This is a genomic window from Saccharopolyspora erythraea (assembly GCF_018141105.1).
Classification (GTDB): domain Bacteria; phylum Actinomycetota; class Actinomycetes; order Mycobacteriales; family Pseudonocardiaceae; genus Saccharopolyspora_D; species Saccharopolyspora_D erythraea_A.
Map to the genome: position 1 here is coordinate 4,652,072 of NZ_CP054839.1, position 17,346 is coordinate 4,669,417.

The following is a 17,346-nucleotide window of genomic DNA, read 5'->3' on the forward strand; positions in this document are numbered from 1 at the left end:
CCACACCACCACCGAAACGCCGACCGACCACACCATGAACCCACCACGACCACGCAGCGAATACGCTCCAACACCGTGGAACACCGACAGCTCGGCCGCAGCGGCCTGCGCGTCTCCCGCCTCGCCCTCGGCACCATGACCTGGGGACTGGACACCGACGCCGAACAGGCCGCCGACCAGCTCGTCACCTTCCACGACGCGGGCGGCACCCTCGTCGACACCGCCGACGTCTACCAGGACGGCCACAGCGAGGAAATCCTCGGCGACCTGCTCACCACCGTCCTCACCCGCGACGACGTCGTCCTGGCCACCAAAGCCGTCGCCCGCCGCCACGACGGACCCTTCGGCGGCGGCGCCTCCCGCGCCGCACTCCTGTCCGCCCTCGACGACTCACTGCGCCGCCTGCGCACCGACCACATCGACCTCTGGCAACTGCACGCCTGGGACCCAGGCGTCCCCCTCGACGAAACCCTCGCCGCCCTCGACACCGCCATCACCAGCGGCAAAGTCCGCTACGCCGGCGTCTCCAACTACGCGGGCTGGCAACTGGCCACCGCCGCCACCCACCAGAAAGCACACCCCACCCGCACCCCGCTGACCTCCCACCAAGCCGAATACTCCCTGGTCGAACGCGGCATCGAACGCGAAGCCCTCCCCGCCGCCACCCACCACGGCATCGGCACCCTCGCCTGGGCCCCACTCGGCCGCGGCGTGCTCACCGGCAAATACCGCAACACCACCCCCGCAGGCTCCCGCGGCGCCGACCCCCACCTCGCCAGCTACGTCGACCACCACCGCACCCCACGCGCCAACCGCATCGTCCAAGCCGCCGCCACCGCCGCCGAAGGACTCGGCACCACCCCGCTGACCGTCGCCCTCGCCTGGGTCCGCGACCGCCCCGGCATCACCGCCGCCATCATCGGCACCCGCACCACCACCCAGCTCAAAGCCGCCCTCACCGCCGAAGAACTCACCCTCCCCCCAGCCATCCAAGCCGCCCTCGACGACGTCAGCGAACCCGAACAGGGCTACCCCGAACGCGGCCCCACCCGCCGCTGACACCACCCACCGACCGGACCAACCCCCTACCCCGAACGCCACCACCGATGTCAAGCTGGAAGTTCGCCCCCCACCCACACCACCACCCCCACATCGGGGATGCTGGACGCAGCACCGCACCGCACCCCGCGGGCGCGCAGAACCGGGAGGTCCTCGTTGCGTCGTCTGGCAGCCGCCTGCATCACCGCATCACTCGCGCTCGCCGGCTGCGCGGACAACACCCCCAGCGACCCCCTCCAGGTCACCGACCAGCTCACCGCCGCCACCCCCGCCACCGCACCACCCACCCAGACCCCCGCGGGCACGATCCTGCCCACCCCGGCCGCCCAGCACAGCACCTACGACACCACCACCCACACCCTCATCACCGCGGCCGGCCCCAGCCTCACCCTCACCGACACCCGCGCACCCGGCCATCCCCCACGCACCATCGGACTGCCCGGCACCCCCGCCGCACTCCACGCCACCGGCGGCACCCTGCTCGCGGCACTGCCCGACCAGGACCTGATCACCCGCACCGACCTGCGCACCGGCCAGACCACCACCACCCGCGTCCCCGGCGGCCCCACCGACGCCACCCCGCTGCCCGACGGACGCACCGCCGTCGCCCTGCGCACCACCAAGACCGTCACCATCCTCGACGGCGACCGCAGCACCACCACCGCAACCGGCTTCCAGGGCCCCGCACAGCTGCTCACCACCGGCAACGACCTCTACGTCCTGGACCGCCTCACCACCGCCATCACCCCCATCGACCCCGCCACCGGCGAAAAAGGCGCAGGACTTCGCGCGGGCGACGGCGCCACCAACGCCGTCACCGACCGCTACCACCGCATCCTCGCCGTCGACACCCGCGGCCAGGAACTCCTCGCCTTCTCCGTAGGCCCGCTGATCATGAAACAGCGCTACCCCGTCCCGGGCGCCCCCTACGACATCGCCTACGACCCCCACCGCGACCTCGCCTGGATCACCCTCACCGCGACCAACGAACTCATCGCCTACGACATCGCGGGCGGCGAACCCCGCCAACGCCACCGCCTGCCCACCGTCCACCAGCCCGACTCGGTGACCATCGACCCCGACACCGGCGAGGTCTACGTCACCTCCGCGACCGGCCAAGGAACACAGGTGGTGAAAGTGTGATCGACAACGCCGAAGGAACCAACGACCAGGACTGGGAATACCGGCCGCTGCGCCTGCCCCCGGGCGTCACCCGCCGCAACGCAGCGACCCAGCTCAGCATCCACGCCGAGTTCGCCGGATGGGAACTCTCCCGCGTCCTGCTCTACGCCGACGGAACCCGCAAGGTCTGGCTGCGCCGCCGACGCAGCACACCCGGCGTCCCCGAACTGCTGACCTGACCCGTCACGGCACCCGGCCCAGCCACTGCGCGGTCCCGAACTTCGCGGCCACCAACTCCCGCGCACGCACCCGCTCGGCCTCGGTCACCGCGCCACCGGACAACCCGTGGCGCTGACCGAACCCGGCGATCAACCGCGCGATGACCTCTTCCCGCGCCAGCCCCGTCTGCCGCCGCAGCGGATCCACCCGCTTCTTCGCGCTCGCCACGCCCTTGTCGGACAGCTTCTCCCTGCCCACCCGCAGCACCTGGGCCATCTTGCCCGCGTCGATGTCGTAGGACATCGTCACGTGGTGCAACACCACCCCGCCGGACACCCGCTTCTGCGCCGCACCACCGATCTTCCCGGCATCCGAGGCGATGTCGTTCAACGGCTGGTACCACACGTTCAACCCCAGCTCCCGCAACACACCCAGCACCCAGTCGTCCAGGAACGCATACGACTCCGCCATCGACATCCCCGCCACCAACGACACCGGCGCGTACAACGAGTACGTCACCGTGTTGCCCGGCTCCACGAACATCGCCCCACCACCGGTGATCCGCCGCACCACCTCCACACCCAGCCGCCGCGCCCCCTCGGCGTCCACCTCGTTGCGCACCGACTGGAAACTACCGATGATCACCGCCGGAGCCGCCCACTCCCAGAACCGCAACGTCGGCGGCCTGCGACCCGCCGCCACCTCCTCGGCCAGCACCTGGTCCAACGCCATGTGCATCAGCGGCGACTGCGGACCGTCGTGCACCAACCGCCAGTCGTGCTCACCCCAGTCGCTGGCCCGCGTCACCGCCCGCCGCACCGCGACCGCCACCGCCTCCGCGCTGAAACCCACCATCCGCACCTCAGGTCCCAGTCCACTGTGGATGCGCCGCACCAGCGACTCGGCGTCCGAACCCACCTCGGCCCCCTCCAGAGCCCGGTTGACGTCCTCCAACGCCTCGTCCGGCTCCAGGAAGAAGTCCCCGCTCAACCGGACCCCGGCCAGCCTCCCGCCCTCGACGTCCACGTCGACCACGACCAGCTTGCCACCCGGAACCTTGTACTCACCGTGCACCGCGCACCCCCACCGAACGACCAGTCCCCCCGACACACACGAACACCAGCACCCGGCACGTATTCCCGCCACACCGCGCGCCCCCGACACCGCACCGGGGCAAGATGAACGACGCCACCGCGGGCACGCGAAAGGCGGTACCCAGCCGTGAACCCCACCCTCACCGACACCGTACTGCTCACCGGAGCCCTGCTCGCCGACGGAACCGGCCGCCCCCTGCGCCCCGCCGACGTCCTGGTCCTCGAAGGCCGCGTCGCCGCCGTCGAACCCCCCGGCGTCCTGCCCCGCACCCACCCCGTGCGCGACCTCACCGGACTCGTGCTCGCCCCCGGCTTCGTCGACGTCCACTCCCACGCCGACAACGCCGCCCTGCTCGACCACGACGACACCACCAAGATCCTGCAGGGCGTCACCACCGAGATCGTCGGCAACTGCGGCTTCAGCCTCGCACCCAACAACCCCGACCGCACCACCACCCTCGCCACCTTCCTCCAGCGCATCTTCCCGCCCGTCGACCTCGCCTGGACCGGCTTCCACGAGCTCTACGCCGCCACCGACACCGCCGGATACGTCACCAACCAGTGCCCCCTCATCGGCCACGGCACCCTGCGCATCGCCGCCACCGGCATGAGCGACGCCGCCCCCGACGACCACGCCCTGCGCACCATGCGCGACGCGCTCGAAGAAGGCATGACCGCAGGCGCGTTCGGCCTCTCCAGCGGGCTGATCTACCCACCCGCCGTCTTCGCCACCACCGGCGAACTGCTCACCCTCGCCGAAGCGCTCGGCGGCGACGGCCTCTACGCCACCCACATGCGCGACGAGGGCTCCGGCCTGCTCGACTCCGTCGACGAGGCACTGCGCATCGGACGCGCGGCCGGGCGCACCCACATCTCGCACCTGAAGGCCGCGGGTCCCGAGAACTGGGGAACGGTGCCCGCGGCCCTCACCAAGCTCCAGGACGCCCGCCGCGACGGACACCCCGTCATGCAGGACGTCTACCCGTACACGGCGTCCTCGACCATGCTCACCGCCACCCTGCCCAAGCACTTCCTGGCCTGCGAGGCCGACGAACTCGTGGCCCGGCTCGACAGCTCCTCGGGCCGGGCCGAGCTCATCGAGGCCAACCGCGACCGCGACTGGGACACGATCCTCATCGCCACCACGGCCAGCCACCGCCACGAAGGCCGCACGATCGCCGAGCTCGCGGCCGAACAGGACGCGCGACCCGCCGACGTGCTGGCCGACATCCTCGTCGGCGAGCGGCTGCGAGCATCCATGGTCCACTTCTCCATGCACGAGGACGACCTCGTCGCCGCGCTGGCCGACCCGCACACCACGATCGGCTCCGACGGTCTCCCGCCGGGCATCGGCGGCAAGCCGCACCCCCGGCTGCACGGCACGTTCCCCCGCGTCCTCGGCCGCTACTGCCGCGAACGCGGCGTGTTCTCGCTGCCCGAAGCAGTGCGCCGGATGACCTCGATGCCGGCGGAAGCCTTCCGGATCCCCGAACGCGGCCTCGTCGCCCCCGGTCACATCGCCGACCTGGTGGCCTTCGACGCGACCACCGTGACCGATGTCGGCGACTACCGGGACCCCGTGCACCCGCCCGCGGGCATCCCGTGGGTCGCACTGGCCGGCTACACCGTGGTCGACCACGGGATGCATGTCGCCCCTCGCAGAGGCCGCCGTCTCACCCCGGCCTGGTGAGCGCTTCCGCTCGGTGCTGGTTTTGGTTTGGTGATCTTGGATTAGTTTTAATCAACACTGAAACAATGAATGCATTTAAAGTTAATGCGTGCCGCAAGGTCGATTCGTCCTACTTGTGGAGTATCGAACGTGCGAGCCGCCTCCCGAGGAAGCAATATCGACAGATGGTTCCCCGAACGAGAGGTGCCGGAATGGAACGCTCCGACTCCGCCGCTGCTCCTCCCCAGCACCTGCTCCCCGCGGAGCTGACACCGCGGCCCAGGGACCCCCTCTCCCCCGAGCGGCGGGTGCCTGCCACTGACATCGACGAGTACGACGAGAGCCATCTGATCCGCGGCTACGACTGAGCACCGCCCGCGCGGACAGGTGCGGCGAACCACCGCCGCAGCGCCGCCTGGAGAGCCTCCACCTCACCGCAACCGGGGTGTCGCGACGCCGACGCCCACGCCACGTAGCAGTCCGGGCGGAGCAAGAGCCCGGTCACCTCGGAGGTCGGTGCGCTCGCCGTGACGACGTCCACCTGCTCGCACCAGCCGGACAGCGCATTGGCAAGCGCGCCGTCCGGTGTCAGGTCGAGCAGCAGCGGACGCGCTGTCCGCGTCAGCTCCGCGATCCGGACGCCGCCGTCCGACGTGCACAGGTCCAGGTCCGGCGCGAACCGGCCCACCAGCGGATGCGGATCGGCAACTCCCATGTCGTAGCGGACATCCGCACCGGCGGTGAGCTCGGCGAGGCGCTGGACGGTGCCGCGATCACCGAGCAACTCGCCGAACAGCTCCCGCAGCGCGGTGACGTCGCTGCCCGGCGCGAGCAAGGCCGACTGCGCCTGCGCATACATGCTCATGCGCCGAGCCGCCAGCCGGCGCTCGACGTCGTAGGTGTCCAGCAGGCCCACCGGGGCGTCGCCGCGAAGCGCGGCGGCGAGCTTCCAGCCGAGGTTGACCGCATCCTGCATGCCCAGGTTGAGCCCCGGCCCGCCACCGGCCGTGTACACGTGCGCCGCGTCGCCCACCAGAAACGCCCGCCGGTCCCGGAAACGTTCGGCGATGCGGGTGTTGCCACCGTGCAACCGGCGCAACACATGCGGCCCATCACCCGCCGGCGGCTCGAGGGGCACATCCACCCCGAGCACGCGGCGAACGCTCTCCCGCATCTCCCCCAGGCTCATCGGCTCGTCGCCGGCCGGCTCGTCCCACTCCTCCGTCGTGATCAACGGCGGCTGTCCCGGCAACGGCGCGTAGGAGAACCCGCCGCGCTCGGTGCGCTGCGGCAGGAACGGCAGCACGCGACCGTAACCGGGCACATCCAGGCCGCCCGTCGCCGGATCGACCCACTCCTGCGGAACTCCGGCGTGCGCGCTTCGCCGGGTGGTCCGGTCGTAGGTGACTCCAGGAAAATCGATCCCCGCAAGCTTCCGCGTGATGCTGTGGGCCCCGTCGGCCCCGACGAGGTAACGACCCTCCAGCTCGTACCGCCCGTCCGGACCCACGACCTCGGCGGTGACCGACTCGTCGTCCTGCGACAGCCCGATCAGCTCGTGGCCTCTGCGGACGTCCACTCCGAGCTCGGCCGCACGCTCGTCCAGGACCTGCACGATGCGCCGCTGCGGCACCGGCAGGGCGTAGATCGGGCTGTCCTCCAACAGGCTCAGGTCCATGCCCATCGCGGCGAACATGAAGTAGGCCGAGTTCGGCCGCGGCGGCTCCGGACTCCCGCTGAGCCGTGCGTGCAGACCGCGCCGGTCGACCAACCTCACCACCTGCCCCAGCAGGCCGTTGGCCTTCGGCTCCGCACTCGGCTCCGGCAAGGTCTCCAGCACCACCGGCCGGACACCGGCCAGGCTCAGCTCGCAGGCCAGCATGAGACCGTTCGGGCCCCCTCCGGCGATGACGACATCGGCGATCATCGAGATCCTCTCCACGGCGTAGAAGGGCATGACGCGTCGCGGCCCGATCGCACCGGTCCGGGAAGAACCGTTCGGAAGCGGGCAGGAAGCCCTTACGGGACGGCCAGACCGGCTCTGACCCGGGCGAACGCCTCGCGCAGCAGCGCGGTGACCTGGGAGCCCGGTTCGCACTGAAGCCAGTGCTCGGTCGCCACGGCGGTGGCCGAACCGACCGCCGTGGCGACCAGCTTCGGGTAGAGGTCCCGTTCGGCATCGGTGCCGGTGCGCTCGGCGACGGCCGCGGCGACCGCGGTCCGCGCGGCGTCGTTGGCCCTGGCCAGCTCGCCCTGCAGGGACGGGTCGGTGAGCATCAGGCGGATCGCGTCGACCCGCTTGCGCTGCGCGTCGTGGTCGGCCTCCGGTTGCCCGGGCGCGAAGTGGGCGAGCACCACATCGGTGATGGCGTCCCACAACGGCTCGTCCGCCGGTCGTCCCCGCAGGCCGTCGGCGATCGCCAGCATCCGGTCGAGGTGCATCCCCGCGATCGCCTCGGCCTTGCTGGAGAAGTAGTTGCGGAAGGTCCGCACGGAGACGTCGGCCGCCGCGGCGATGTCCTCGATCGTCACGTTGCCGGCCCCGCGCTCGACGCTCAGCCGGATCGCGGCCGTGCTCAGCGCCAGCCGCGTCTGCCGCTTCTTGCGTTCCCGCAGACCCGCGCGGGGCTCCTCAACCATGACCGTCAACTTAGCACCAGTTGCCTTAACGGCAAAGATGCCGTTTCGGCATCTTTATCGGATGTGCGGGCGCGGCGGAGCACCACGCCCGCACCGGCAGCGCTCAGGCGGTAACGACTTCGAGCACCGGGAGCAGCTGCTCCTCCTCATAGGCCAAGTGAGCCTCCAACTCCTCCGCCAGCCGGTCGACCTCGCTCGACGTGCGTGCGCGGTCGGCGTGCTCGTCGGAAACGACCACCTGCAGCTCCGCGAGCAACGCGGCGATCTTGCGGTGTTCCTGGCCCAGCCGCTCCAGCACCGGTGCCAACTCCTGATGGCGGTCCCCGACGAAGGGGAAGATCCCGGCGTCCTCGCCGGCGTGGTGGTTGTGCAGGCCCTGGCAGAGGCTCAGGCAGTTCACCCGGAGCTGCGCGCCGAGCCGCGGGCCCGCCGACGCGACCTCCTTGCGGATCAGATCGAGTTCCCGGCGGAACGCGTCGTGGACGCGTTTGATCGTCTCCCCCAGCGACCCCGCGAACGGCGGCCCGCCCGCGACTGGTTCCAGCGCGACCACAGGGATGACGCGCGTGGTCCTGGCCTGGTACTCGCCCCAGCCGGGTTCGAACTCCACCGCGCGGGCGAAGACCCGGTCCCGCTCCGGACCCTCTAGGGCCTGTTTCGAAAGTCATGGCAGCCACTCGTTGATCGCTGCGATGGTGACGGTGGCTTCGTAGCGGACGGCGAGCTTGTCGTATCTGGTGGCGACGGCTCGGTTCCGTTTGAGACGGTTGATCCCGCACTCGACGGCGTGCCGCTGCTTGTAGATCTCCTCGTCGAATGCGGGTGGTCGTCCTCCTCGGGAGCCCTTCTTCTTGCGGTGGCGGATCTGGTCCGCCTTGTCCGGGATGGTGCAGCGGATACCGCGTCTGCGCAGGTAGGCGCGGTTGGCGCGGGACCCGTAGGCCTTGTCGCCGAGCACCCGATCCGGGCGGCAGCGCGGCCGACCGCGATCACGCCGGGGCACTCGGATACGGTCGAGCACCACCTGAAACTGGGGCGAGTCACCCCGCTGGCCAGCTGTGATCACGATTGACATGGGCTTTTGCCCCTGCTCGACCGCCAGGTGAGTCTTGGTCGTCAATCCTCCGCGGGAGCGCCCCAGCCCGTGATCGGCTGGTTCGAACTCGACACCGCCCGGGGGCTCCTTCTGGAGATCCCCTTTTGACGGGCACCGGCCGCGTGCTGGTGTGCACGGGCCACGGTGGAGTCCACGCTGACATCCCAGGTGATCAGGCCCGCAGCGTCCGCATCGGTCTGCAGCGCGGTCAGAATCCGCTTCCACGTGCCATCCCGCTGCCACCGCCGGAACAGCCCATACACCGTCTCCCATGGGCCGTAGCGCTCCGGCAGATCCCGCCACGGCACCCCAGTCCGGACCCGGTACCGAACCCCGTCGATGAGCTGGCGTTTCGTATGCTTCGGCGGACGCCCGGACTTCTTTCCCTTGGGCAGCAAGGGCTCCAGCTTCGCCCACTGGTCATTGGTCAGATCACCACGCCCCACAAGACAAGATCATCTCAAACCTTGATCGACTTATGAAACAGGCCCTAGTACCACCGCCTCCGCCTCGTAGGTGAAGACGCCGTCCTCGACCGTCACGCGCGGGCTGGCCAGCACGTTGTGGAACCAGTCCGGGTGCTTCGGCGAGCCGCCGGCCGAGGCGATGACGAGGATTCGCCCGTCGAGGTCGGGCAGGTAGCCGACCGGCGTGGTGTGCGGGGCACCGGTGCGAGCGCCGGTGGTCGTGAGCAGGAGCAACCGGCCACCCTCGAATGGGCCGCCGACCTGCCCACCTCGGGCCCGGAACTCCTCGATGATCTTCTCGTTGAAATCGTTCGGCATGATTTAAGTTCTCCAGCATTCAACGGCCCGCGAACTGTGCGCGGGCATGACGGAATACCGCCGGCACGGCGGAGGAAATCACCACGGCGCGATCGGCCGCGGTGCGCAAGAATCGCGAAATCGCACAGGGAAACGGAACGGAATCCGGGAGCGGATCCGTTCAGGAGGAGGCTTCGCGCGAGAACGGCGGCAACGGCCGCAATGCCAGGATCAGAACCGGCGCGAAGTGCGGAAACGGGAGGGCGGACCTCTCGGCCGCCGGGCGATCACGCCGCGGCCGGGTGCCTCTCTCGCTCGTGGCCCATGGCCGACCCGGCAGTCACGTGATCGACTCTAGCGCCACGAACGCGTCCAGGCAACGTGGTACCGAGAATCTCCAACAAAGCGCCCCGAGCGCAGTTCTTGCCCCGTCCAAAACGAGAGCAACGGCCTCGAACCCTTAAGCGGATTGTGTCGGTCTCGTGGAGTTTGTGTGTGCTGGCGGACTGCTTGGATGTTGGTAACTTTCAGTCGACACTGAAGTAATAGAGCTTACGAAGTAATTCGGCCACACGGCCAGAGCACCCCGGTTCGACACTGAGTGCCGATTACTTGGACAGGCCGCGCAGGGCGTCCTCGAGCTGCTGCAAAACCACGCCCGGCGAGGCGCCGGTCCGCACGACGCCGACCACCACGTGCTCGTCTGCGTCGGCGCCGGAGTCCCAAGTGGACGACAGCGCCTCCCGGACCCGGCCGAGGGCTTCGCGCAACGCCGCGGGCGCGTCGACCGCTCCCCCGCTGCGCAGCCACTCGCGCAGCACGTGGTTGTGCACCGCGACGACGGACGCTGCGATGACAGCGGCCCGCAGGTCGCCGTCGGCGTCGGCGGCCAGCCGGGACCGCAGGTAGCGGGCGAAGACCCGCTGGTACCGGTCGATGCTGGCGATCTCCTTGTCCCGCAACGCGGGGACCTGCCGGGTGAGGGCGAAGCGCTTCAGCGAGACCTCGGGCTCGGACAGATACATGTCCAGCACCACCTCGGCGGTGCGGCAGACCACGGCCAGCGGCGGCTCGTCGGGCCCCGCGGCCTCGAGCAGCTCCACCACCTCGGCCAGCCGCTCGTCGTGGCCGGGGAACACGACGTCCTCCTTCGACCGGAAGTATCGGAAGAACGTGCGCCGCCCGACACCGGCCGCGTCGGCGATCTGATCCACAGTGGTCGCCTCGAAGCCCTGCGAGGCGAACAGGTCCATCGCGGCCAGCGCGAGCGCGCTGCGCACCCGGCGCCGCCCGTGGGCGGTCCGTCCCGCCCGCGGCCTGGAAGCCGGAGTCGCTGCCTGGGTCATGGCCAGGATGCTACAGGGGTGGATTGCTCGTGGCACTCAGTGCCGTTAGGATTCCCGGCGCAGCGTGCGCCCACTCGGACGCCTTCCGGCCCCGACGCGCACCGAGCTGGCGAACATCGAGACCGGCGGCGACGCCGGAGACGGGAGGCGCGTGGTGGATCCGAGCTTCGAGACCTACCGACTGGCCGACGAGCACGAGGCCCTGCGCGAGGCGGTGCGGGCGCTGGCCGAGAAGGAGATCGCGCCCTTCGCCACCGAGGTCGACGAGCAGGAACGCTACCCGCGCGAGGCGCTCGACGCGCTGGTCAAGTCGGGTTTCGCCGCCGTGCACGTGCCGGAGGAGTACGGCGGTCAGGGCGCCGACTCGGTGGCGACCTGCATCGTGATCGAGGAGGTCGCGCGGGTGTGCGCGTCCTCGTCGCTGATCCCGGCGGTGAACAAGCTCGGCACGATGCCGATCATCCTGTCGGGCTCCGAGGAGCTCAAGCACAAGGTGCTGTCCTCAGTCGCCTCCGGCGAGACCACCGCCTCCTACGCGCTGTCGGAGCGCGAGGCGGGCTCGGACGCCGGCGCGATGAAGACCCGCGCCCGCCTCGACGGCGACCACTGGGTGCTCAACGGCACCAAGTGCTGGATCACCAACGGCGGTGTCTCGAAGTGGTACACCGTCATGGCGGTCACCGAGCCGGACAAGGGGGCCAACGGCATCAGCGCGTTCGCGGTGCACGCCGACGACCCCGGCTTCACCGTGGGCCCCAAGGAGAAGAAGCTCGGCATCAAGGGCTCCCCCACCGTCGAGCTGTACTTCGAGGACTGCACCATCCCGGCCGACCGCATCATCGGCGAGCCCGGGACCGGCTTCAAGACCGCGCTGCGCACGCTCGACCACACCCGGCCCACGATCGGCGCGCAGGCCCTGGGCATCGCCCAGGGCGCGCTCGACGCCGCGCTGGACTACGTCAAGGAGCGCAAGCAGTTCGGCAAGGCGATCTCGGACTTCCAGGGCGTGCAGTTCATGCTCGCCGACATGGCGATGAAGATCGAGGCGGCCCGGCACATGGTCTACGTCTCGGCCGCCCGCGCCGAGCGCGGTGAGGGCAACCTCGGCTTCATCTCGGCCGCGGCGAAGTGCTTCGCCTCCGACGTCGCGATGGAGGTCACCACCGACGCGGTGCAGCTGTTCGGCGGTGCGGGCTACACCCGCGACTTCCCGGTCGAGCGCATGATGCGCGACGCCAAGATCACCCAGATCTACGAGGGCACCAACCAGATCCAGCGGATGGTGATGTCCCGGGCCCTGCTCAAGGGCTGACCGCGGCGACGAGGAGGCCCCGGCCGGGGCCTCCTCGCGTTCGAAGTGCTGCTCAACGCACATGCCACCACACTTGTGGTGCTCGCGGTTCACCCACTGGGGAGGCAGCCATGAACGTCGTTCGCGATCTCTTCGCGTTCCTGGCCCGGCTTGCCATCGGCCTCATCTTCATCGCCCACGGGTCGCAGAAGTTCTTCGTCATGGGCATGGACATGGTCGTCCAGGGCTTCGGGCAGGCAGGCATCCCGCTCGCCCCGGTCTCGGCCTGGTTCAACGCCCTGGTCGAACTGGTCGGCGGCATCCTGTTCATCCTGGGCCTGTTCCTGCCGGTGGTGGGGGTGTTGCTGGCCATCAACATGCTGGGCGCCCTGGTGCTGGTGCACCTGCCCTACGGCCTGTTCCTGCCGGAAGGTTTCGAGTACGTGCTGACGCTGCTGGTGACCGTGCTCGCGCTCGGCTTCAACGGCGGCCGCTGGACGCTCGACCAGCTCATCTTCGCCCGCCGGACCCGCCAGCCAGCGCGCGAGCCGGCCTCGCCCGAGGTCTAGCCCGGGCGGCGCTCGACCTGTTCGCGCTGCCTGCCCAGGTAGTTGCCCGACTCGGCGTAGAGGCTGCTGAGCAGCCACGCCCCCACCCCGATGTCGTCGCCGATGCCGATCAGCGGCAAGAACTCGGGGATGAAGTCGACCGGCGAGACCAGGTACACCGCCGCGATCAGCCACAGCACCGCCTGGTAGCGGGGCACCGCGGGGTTCCGGCCGCGCCACGCCTCGCCGATCATCGCGGGCACCGCTCGCACCCGCGCCACCGGCCCGCCGGCGGCTCCGCCACCGCCTGCCGCCCGCCGCAGCGGCGCGAGCCTGCGGCGCGCGATGGCGACCGCACCGGCGATGACGATGCCGATCCCGGCGGCGATCAGCCCGGGCGGCAGCAACCACCAGCTCCCGGCCGGGTCGCCGAGGCCCGCCGCGTAGGCCACCAGGCCCGCCACGACGAGCACCACACCGAAGACAACCATCTCGACCTCCGCGCTCCAGCGTCGTCCCACCGCCACCCTGCCACGCCGGGGCGGTGGCGTGTCCGCCGAAGCGCGCGGCGACCGGTTTCGTGGCACGGTCAACAAGCGGTGACGACCGATGACGGGGGGCGAGCGTGGTCGAGCAGGCCGAGTCCCGGGTGCACGGCCAGTCGCTGGCCCGGGCCAGTGGAACCATGGCGCTGGCCACCGCCGTCAGCCGGGTCAGCGGACTGGCCTCGAAGGTGCTGCTGGTGGCCGTGCTGGGCCTGGGCGTGGTCAACGACTCCTACACCGTGGCCAACACCCTGCCGACCGTGGTCAACGAGCTGCTGCTGGGCGGGGTGCTGACCAGCATCGCGGTTCCGCTGCTGGTGGGGGCGCAGCAGAAGGGCACCGAGCAGGGGGAGTCCTACGCGCAGTGGATGGTCACCATGGGGGTGGTGCTGCTCGGCACCGCGACCGTGCTCGCCGTGGCCGCCGCTCCCCTGCTCACCGAGCTCTACCTCGGCTCGGACACCCGCGCCAACGCCGCGCTGACCACGGCCTTCGCGTACCTGGTGCTGCCCGGGATCGTCTTCTACGGCCTCTCCGCGCTGCTTTCGGCGGTGCTCAACGTCCGCGGGGTCTTCGGCATCCCCGCGTGGGCGCCGGTGGTCAACAACCTCGTCGTGATCGCCACCCTGGGTGTGTACGCGGTGGTGCCGGGCGAGATCTCGGCGCACCCGGTGCGCATGGGCGAGGCGAAGCTGCTGGTGCTGGGCATCGGCACGGTCGCGGGCATCGCGGCGCAGAGCCTGGTCATGGTGCTCGCGCTGCGGCGCGGCGGTTTCCGCTTCCGCTGGCGCTGGGGCTGGGACCGCCGCCTCTCCGAGTTCGCCGGCCTGGCGTTCTGGGTCGTGCTCTACACCGCGATCAGCCAGGCTGGGATGGTGGTGATCACCAGGGTCACCGGCCAGGGCACCGAAGGCAGCGTCGCGACCTTCAACTACGCGTGGCTGCTGTCGCAGGTCCCCTACGGCGTGCTCGGCGTCTCGCTGCTCACCGCCCTGATGCCGCGGCTCAGCCGCGCGGTCGCCGACGGACGCACCGGCGACTTCGTCGACGACCTCTCACTCGGCGTGCGCATGAGCGCGGTGCTGCTCATGCCGGTGAGCGCGCTCATGGTCGTGGCAGGCGGCGCGATCGGCGTCGCGCTGTTCTCCACCGGCGCCGCGAGCGTGGAAGCGGCCGGGCGGCTCGGCGTCACCCTCGGGGCGCTCGCGCTGGGGATCGTGCCGTTCGCGATCACGATGCTCCAGCTCCGCGCGTTCTACGCGATGAAGGACGCCCGCACCCCCGCCTGGATCAACGTGGTCATGGTGCTGTTCCGCAGCGTGCTGTGCTACGCGTTCCTGGCGGTGGTCGGACCGGAGGCGCTGGTCACCGGCGTCGCGCTGGCGATGTCGCTGAGCTTCGTGGTGGGCGCTGTCGTCGGCCAGGTGTGGCTGCGCCTGCGGGTCGGCAGGCTCGACACGATGCGTACCCTCGGCGGTGTCCTGCGTGCCCTGGCGGCGTCGGCGGCCGGATGCGGATGCGCGGTCGCGGCCGCCGCGGCCATGAGCGGGGTCGTCGCCGCGGCAGGGCCGGTGGGCGGCGCGTGGCTGACGCTGGGCGTGCAGGCGGTCATCGTCCTCGCGGTCGGATTCGGCCTGCTGGCGCTGTTCCGCGCACCCGAGCTCGCCCCGGCGCTGGCCCGGGTGCGCCGCTTGGTCCGCCGCTAGCGAACGCCAGTCGCGGCGGACCAAGCGGCTACTTGCGGGCGCGGGCGGGCGGTCGCGTCCGCTCGGCGCGCAATGCCTCCAGCGCCGGCAGTTCGGGCAGTTCGGGCAGCGGGTGGCCGACCGCCCACCCCAGGAGCAGATCGGCCAGCGCCGGATTGCGCGCCAGCACCGGTCCGTGCAGGTAGGTGCAGACCACGCGCCCCGTCACCGCGCCCTCGGCGTCGTCGTGCCCGTTCCCGGTCCCCCGCACGACCCTGCCCAGCGGGCTCGACCCGCTGCCGAGCACCGTGCGGCCGAGGTGGTTCTCGAAGCCGGTCAGCATGCCCACGCCGTCGATCGTCGACTCGGTGCTGACCTCGCCGATGGCGCGCCCCTGCCCCGGGATCGTCACCGCATCGACCAGCCCCAGACCGTCGTGGCGCACACCGTCGCCGGTGGTGAACTCCGTCCCGAGCACCTGAAGGCCGCCGCAGATGCCCAGCACCGGAGCCCCGCGACCGACCGCTCGCCGCAGCCCCTTGCCGCGGTTGAGGAAGCGCACGGCCGCCTGCTGGGCGACGTCCTCTCCCCCGCCGATCACGTAGAGGTCGCACGAGGAAGGCAGCTGCTCCGAGGACGACAGGATGGTGACCGTCTCAGTCGCGATTCCCCGCCACCGCAGCCGCTTCTCCAGCACGAGCACGTTGCCGCGGTCCCCGTAGGTGCCCAGCAGGTCCGGCAGGACCAGCGCTATCCGTAGTGCCTCCGTCATGCCGCCACGCTCCTCGCGAACAGGTCCCGGAACGCCGTGTAGTTGGCGATGACGTCGGGGACCTCGCCGCCCTCGGGAGGCAGACCCTCCTCGACGCTGCCCGCGACCCGGCATGGCACGCCCGCGTAATGCAGCCGGACGGCGAGGTCCAGCGCGCGGTCACCGGTCACCGCCACCTCGCGGCCGCGCAGCGACTCGAAGTCGATGTCCCACAGCCACGAGACGTCGTGCCCGTCGGCCTCCCGGCTGTTCACCGACAGCACCAGCGGCCGATCGTGGGCCGAGACCAGGTCGAGCATCTCCAGCCAGCTCGCCGGGTTCTTGGCCAGCAGCAACCGCACCGTGCGACCGGAGAGCGTGACCGTGCTGTAGCGGCCGCTGGCCTGGTGCACCCGGGAGATGCGCTCCAGCGCCGGTGCCAGCTCGCAGCCGCTCTCCAGCGCGGCCGCCAGCGCGAACGCGGCGTTGATCCGGTTGACGTGGCCGGGCAGGCTCAGCGACAGCGGCCGCATCCGCCCGTCCGGGCCGCGCAGGCCGCAGTCGGTGACGGTCCAGTGGGCGTCCGGCCGCGCGAGCCCGCACGCGCACCGCCACTCCTGGTCGCCGTCGCCGAGGTGGGCTCCGCAGCGCGGGCAGTTGACCGCGTCGTCCTTCCAGCGCGCCCCGCCCGAGACCCAGGTGACGTTGGGGTGGTCGAACGCGGCGGAGACGATGTTGGGGTCGTCCCGGTTGGCGACCACGTGGGCTTCGGGCGCCTGCGCCAGCGCACGGCGCAGGCTCGCCTCGACGGTGCGGATCTCGCCGATGCGGTCGAGCTGGTCCCGGCTGAGGTTCAGCAGGACGATCACGGCGGGGCCGAAGCGCTCGGTGACCTGCGCCAGGTGCAGCTCGTCGACCTCCAGCGCCGCGAACGGGGCGTCGAGGTGGGTCATCAGCGCCGCGACGTGGCCGTCGAGCATGTTGGCGCCGGTGGCGTTGCTGACGGCGGGGGCGCGCGAACGCAGCGCCTCGGCCACCATCTGCGTCGTCGTGGTCTTGCCGTTGGTTCCGGTCACCATCACGACGCGGCGCCCGATCGCGAGCTTCTGCAGCGCCTTGGGCTGCAGGCCGAGTGCCAGCCTGCCGCCGATCATTCCGCCGCTGCCCATGCCGAACCGACGGGACATCGCCGCCGCGATCTTGCCGAGGTCCACCGCCAGCGCGGTCCTGGGATCATTGCGGTGGAACCGCACGGGACGTCGCACCAGGGGCGGCGCGACGAGCTGCCACCGCTGGTCGGTGGCAGTGCTTTCCGACGGGTCCGCGGCCGTGCTTCCGCGGCCCCACGTGGTTTCGGTCATTCAGCCCTCCCCTTGGCGGGCGGTGCCGCCGGTGCGCGTGACGACTGCGCGGGCGGCACGGATCGGCACCGGCGCCCGATGGACTGATCTGGCGAGCGTCGCGTTGCCGTCAGTGTGGCCCGGCAGGCGCGTATTAGCCCGCCGAATGCAAGTCCG

General features: G+C 70.9%; 17 protein-coding genes and 1 pseudogene. 8 read left to right on the forward strand and 10 right to left on the reverse strand.

From position 1 onward, the window contains the following. Positions 1–75 precede the first annotated feature (75 nt). The 3 genes from HUO13_RS20930 (at position 76) to HUO13_RS20940 (ending at position 2,420) form a co-directional block, all read left to right on the forward strand. A complete protein-coding gene (locus tag HUO13_RS20930) occupies positions 76–1,059 on the forward strand; it encodes an aldo/keto reductase (RefSeq protein ID WP_211896815.1) in 984 nt (327 codons plus the stop codon). 156 nt (positions 1,060–1,215) lie between these two features. After that, positions 1,216–2,202 (forward strand): YncE family protein, encoded by a 987-nt coding sequence (locus HUO13_RS20935; RefSeq protein WP_211896816.1) that lies wholly within the window; start codon positions 1,216–1,218, stop codon positions 2,200–2,202. Next, a complete protein-coding gene (locus HUO13_RS20940) occupies positions 2,199–2,420 on the forward strand; it encodes a DUF5703 family protein (RefSeq protein ID WP_211896817.1) in 222 nt (73 codons plus the stop codon). The genes HUO13_RS20935 and HUO13_RS20940 overlap by 4 nt, the downstream gene beginning before the upstream one ends. Before the next feature lie 4 nt (positions 2,421–2,424). Here HUO13_RS20940 and HUO13_RS20945 read toward each other — a convergent pair whose 3' ends face one another. Beyond that, the gene (locus HUO13_RS20945) at positions 2,425–3,474 is read right to left on the reverse strand and encodes a lipoate--protein ligase family protein (RefSeq protein ID WP_211896818.1); all 1,050 of its coding nucleotides are present in this window, start codon (positions 3,472–3,474) and stop codon (positions 2,425–2,427) included. A gap of 147 nt (positions 3,475–3,621) precedes the next feature. Here HUO13_RS20945 and HUO13_RS20950 point away from each other — a divergent pair, with 147 nt between their 5' ends. Then, on the forward strand, positions 3,622–5,184 hold the full coding sequence (locus tag HUO13_RS20950; RefSeq protein ID WP_211896819.1) for an N-acyl-D-amino-acid deacylase family protein: 1,563 nt from the start codon (positions 3,622–3,624) through the stop codon (positions 5,182–5,184). Positions 5,185–5,375: 191 nt separating this feature from the next. Beyond that, positions 5,376–5,531 carry a hypothetical protein gene (locus HUO13_RS20955; RefSeq protein ID WP_211896820.1) on the forward strand — a complete coding sequence of 52 codons (156 nt, stop codon included), beginning with the start codon at positions 5,376–5,378 and terminating at the stop codon, positions 5,529–5,531. Here the strand turns inward: HUO13_RS20955 and HUO13_RS20960 are convergent. The 6 genes and pseudogenes from HUO13_RS20960 to HUO13_RS20985 all read right to left on the reverse strand — a co-directional run bounded on the left by HUO13_RS20960 (position 5,522) and on the right by HUO13_RS20985 (position 11,009). Then, positions 5,522–7,120 (reverse strand): FAD-dependent monooxygenase, encoded by a 1,599-nt coding sequence (locus HUO13_RS20960; RefSeq protein ID WP_249123909.1) that lies wholly within the window; start codon positions 7,118–7,120, stop codon positions 5,522–5,524. The two genes, HUO13_RS20955 and HUO13_RS20960, sit on opposite strands and share 10 nt — an antisense overlap. Before the next feature lie 62 nt (positions 7,121–7,182). Beyond that, the gene (locus HUO13_RS20965) at positions 7,183–7,803 is read right to left on the reverse strand and encodes a TetR family transcriptional regulator (protein WP_211896821.1); all 621 of its coding nucleotides are present in this window, start codon (positions 7,801–7,803) and stop codon (positions 7,183–7,185) included. Between the two features lie 103 nt (positions 7,804–7,906). After that, on the reverse strand, positions 7,907–8,413 hold the full coding sequence (locus HUO13_RS20970; protein WP_249123910.1) for a hemerythrin domain-containing protein: 507 nt from the start codon (positions 8,411–8,413) through the stop codon (positions 7,907–7,909). 54 nt (positions 8,414–8,467) lie between these two features. After that, a protein-coding gene (locus tag HUO13_RS20975; RefSeq protein ID WP_211896822.1) for an IS5 family transposase occupies positions 8,468–9,345 on the reverse strand; the annotation gives its coding sequence in 2 pieces (ribosomal slippage) (positions 8,468–9,004 and positions 9,007–9,345; 876 coding nt in all). A 45-nt stretch (positions 9,346–9,390) separates the two neighbouring features. Next, positions 9,391–9,684: pseudogene (locus tag HUO13_RS20980) on the reverse strand (nitroreductase/quinone reductase family protein); the annotation flags it as partial. 587 nt (positions 9,685–10,271) lie between these two features. Beyond that, on the reverse strand, positions 10,272–11,009 hold the full coding sequence (locus HUO13_RS20985; protein ID WP_211896823.1) for a TetR family transcriptional regulator: 738 nt from the start codon (positions 11,007–11,009) through the stop codon (positions 10,272–10,274). A gap of 154 nt (positions 11,010–11,163) precedes the next feature. Here HUO13_RS20985 and HUO13_RS20990 point away from each other — a divergent pair, with 154 nt between their 5' ends. Both HUO13_RS20990 and HUO13_RS20995 read left to right on the forward strand, forming a co-directional pair. Continuing rightward, positions 11,164–12,321, forward strand: a complete 1,158-nt coding sequence (locus tag HUO13_RS20990; protein ID WP_211903025.1) for an acyl-CoA dehydrogenase — start codon at positions 11,164–11,166, stop codon at positions 12,319–12,321. 110 nt (positions 12,322–12,431) lie between these two features. Next, on the forward strand, positions 12,432–12,869 hold the full coding sequence (locus HUO13_RS20995) for a DoxX family protein (protein ID WP_211896824.1): 438 nt from the start codon (positions 12,432–12,434) through the stop codon (positions 12,867–12,869). Here the strand turns inward: HUO13_RS20995 and HUO13_RS21000 are convergent. Then, the gene (locus HUO13_RS21000; protein ID WP_211896825.1) at positions 12,866–13,339 is read right to left on the reverse strand and encodes a YkvA family protein; all 474 of its coding nucleotides are present in this window, start codon (positions 13,337–13,339) and stop codon (positions 12,866–12,868) included. The two genes, HUO13_RS20995 and HUO13_RS21000, sit on opposite strands and share 4 nt — an antisense overlap. A 134-nt stretch (positions 13,340–13,473) precedes the next feature. On the opposite strand from HUO13_RS21000, the gene murJ reads away from it, so the two are divergent. Then, a complete protein-coding gene (gene murJ, locus HUO13_RS21005; protein ID WP_211896826.1) occupies positions 13,474–15,099 on the forward strand; it encodes a murein biosynthesis integral membrane protein MurJ in 1,626 nt (541 codons plus the stop codon). Positions 15,100–15,127: 28 nt separating this feature from the next. On the opposite strand, the gene HUO13_RS21010 is transcribed toward murJ, so the two are convergent. Next, entirely contained in the window at positions 15,128–15,850 is a 723-nt protein-coding gene (locus HUO13_RS21010; protein WP_211896827.1) for a type 1 glutamine amidotransferase, read from the reverse strand. Beyond that, positions 15,847–17,190: a DUF1727 domain-containing protein gene (locus tag HUO13_RS21015; RefSeq protein WP_211896828.1), complete on the reverse strand. Its 1,344-nt coding sequence runs from the start codon at positions 17,188–17,190 to the stop codon at positions 15,847–15,849. Before HUO13_RS21015 ends, HUO13_RS21010 begins: the two co-directional genes overlap by 4 nt. Positions 17,191–17,346 lie beyond the last annotated feature (156 nt).

What these genes read in the sequence shown, in the direction of transcription:
- HUO13_RS20965 (WP_211896821.1), bottom strand. Translation starts at nt 7,803, where the DNA reads ATGGTTGAGGAGCCCCGCGCGGGTCTGCGGGAACGCAAGAAGCGGCAG.
- HUO13_RS20985 (WP_211896823.1), bottom strand. Translation starts at nt 11,009, where the DNA reads ATGACCCAGGCAGCGACTCCGGCTTCCAGGCCGCGGGCGGGACGGACC.
- HUO13_RS20995 (WP_211896824.1), top strand. Translation starts at nt 12,432, where the DNA reads ATGAACGTCGTTCGCGATCTCTTCGCGTTCCTGGCCCGGCTTGCCATC.
- HUO13_RS21015 (WP_211896828.1), bottom strand. Translation starts at nt 17,190, where the DNA reads ATGACCGAAACCACGTGGGGCCGCGGAAGCACGGCCGCGGACCCGTCG.
- HUO13_RS21010 (WP_211896827.1), bottom strand. Translation starts at nt 15,850, where the DNA reads ATGACGGAGGCACTACGGATAGCGCTGGTCCTGCCGGACCTGCTGGGC.
- HUO13_RS20960 (WP_249123909.1), bottom strand. Translation starts at nt 7,120, where the DNA reads ATGCCCTTCTACGCCGTGGAGAGGATCTCGATGATCGCCGATGTCGTC.
- HUO13_RS21000 (WP_211896825.1), bottom strand. Translation starts at nt 13,339, where the DNA reads ATGGTTGTCTTCGGTGTGGTGCTCGTCGTGGCGGGCCTGGTGGCCTAC.
- HUO13_RS20955 (WP_211896820.1), top strand. Translation starts at nt 5,376, where the DNA reads ATGGAACGCTCCGACTCCGCCGCTGCTCCTCCCCAGCACCTGCTCCCC.